Source organism: Billgrantia aerodenitrificans (assembly GCF_021404405.1).
In the GTDB taxonomy this organism is placed as follows: Bacteria; Pseudomonadota; Gammaproteobacteria; order Pseudomonadales; family Halomonadaceae; genus Halomonas; species Halomonas aerodenitrificans.
Genome location: NZ_JABFTV010000032.1, coordinates 1 through 1,383 on the forward strand (window position 1 = coordinate 1; position 1,383 = coordinate 1,383).

The 1,383-nt window shown below is 61.7% G+C and carries 1 protein-coding gene; it reads right to left on the bottom strand.

The annotated features are described in order from the left end of the window. Positions 1–29: 29 nt before the first annotated feature. Positions 30–1,283, bottom strand: coding sequence for an IS256 family transposase (locus HOP59_RS23420; protein WP_234255747.1), 1,254 nt, complete (start codon positions 1,281–1,283; stop codon positions 30–32). Between the last annotated feature and the right edge of the window lie 100 nt (positions 1,284–1,383).

Consider the following 1,383-nt stretch of genomic DNA (forward strand, 5'->3'; position numbering starts at 1 on the left):
GAGTTATCGTCAAATCTGGTGGATGACGGTCAGGCCGCATTCCTGTCTGATTGATCGGCTACTTGCTCTCCGTCCTGAAACTTGACGTTGCTGACGACCAGTTCCAGCTTCTGGAAGTGCTTGATTCTCCTCCATCGCTTTTGGGCGCTCTGGAGCAGCTTGAAGACCATCGCCAGGGTCGTCGCCCGGGAGCCGCAGTTCCGGCTCCGCTTGGTCCTCAGCCGGACCGTGGCGAAGGTCGACTCGATCGGGTTGGTGGTGCGGATATGCACCCAGTGCTCTGCCGGGTAATCGTAGAACGCCAGCAGCTCATCCCGATCCTTGGCCAGGCACGCCATCGCCTTGGGGTACTTGGCCTCGAAGCGCTTCACCGTGCGATCAAAGGCCTGGTGCGCATCAAAGCGGGTTTCGGCCATCCAGATGTCATGGAGGTCAGCCTTGACCTTCGGCTGAACAGATTTCGGTAACTTGTTCAGCACGTTAGCCGTCTTGTGAACCCAGCAGCGCTGATGCTCGGTCGCCGGGTAAATCTTGCTCAGCGCCGTCCAGAACCCCATGGCACCGTCGCCCACCGCCAGTTTCGGGGACGTGGTCAGGCCACGTTCTCGTAGGCTCGTCAGCAGGGTCTCCCAACTGGCTGCCGACTCGCGGAATCCGTCCTCGACGGCCACCAGTTCCTTACGGCCCTGCTCGGTGACGCCGATGATCACCAGCAGGCACAGACGGTCATCCAGTCGTACGTTGCTGTAAACGCCGTCGGCCCACCAGTAGACGTAGCGCCGGTCGGCGAGGTCCCGCTTCCGCCACTCGGTATGCTCGTCTTCCCACTGCTTCTTGAGCCGTGACACCGTGTTGGCCGACAGGCCCTTGGCCTGGTCACCCAGCAACGCCGCCAGGGCCTCCTGGTAGTCCCCGGTGGAGATCCCCTTCAGGTAGAGCCAGGGGATCAGTTCTTCGATGCTGCGGGCTCGCTTGAGATAGGGCGGCAACAGGCTGCTGTTGAAGCGAACGCCACCGCCGCTACGGTCACGCACCTTGGGCACCTGCACGGTGACACCCCCGACGCCAGTCTGGACGGTGCGCTCGGGCAGGTAGCCGTTGCGGACCACGGCCTGGCGTCCATCGTCGAGCCGCTGATCGGCATACTGGGCCAGGAAGGTGGCCAGTTCAGCCTCGACGGCCTTGGCGATCAGGTCACGGGCACCTTGGCGCAGCAGCTCGTGCAGCGGGTCAGTGACCTGGGGTTCTGGTTGTGAAAGAGCCCAGAGGGTAGAATCGGTCATGGCGTATCCACTCGTGTTGATTGAGATCTTGGTCGTGATCAATCAACAGGATACGCCACCCTTCCTACCTCCTCCCATACACCAGAAGTCACCATAGCTC

Bases quoted from the DNA above. Each gene is read 5' to 3' on its own strand.
- HOP59_RS23420 (WP_234255747.1), bottom strand. From the start codon at position 1,283: ATGACCGATTCTACCCTCTGGGCTCTTTCACAACCAGAACCCCAGGTC.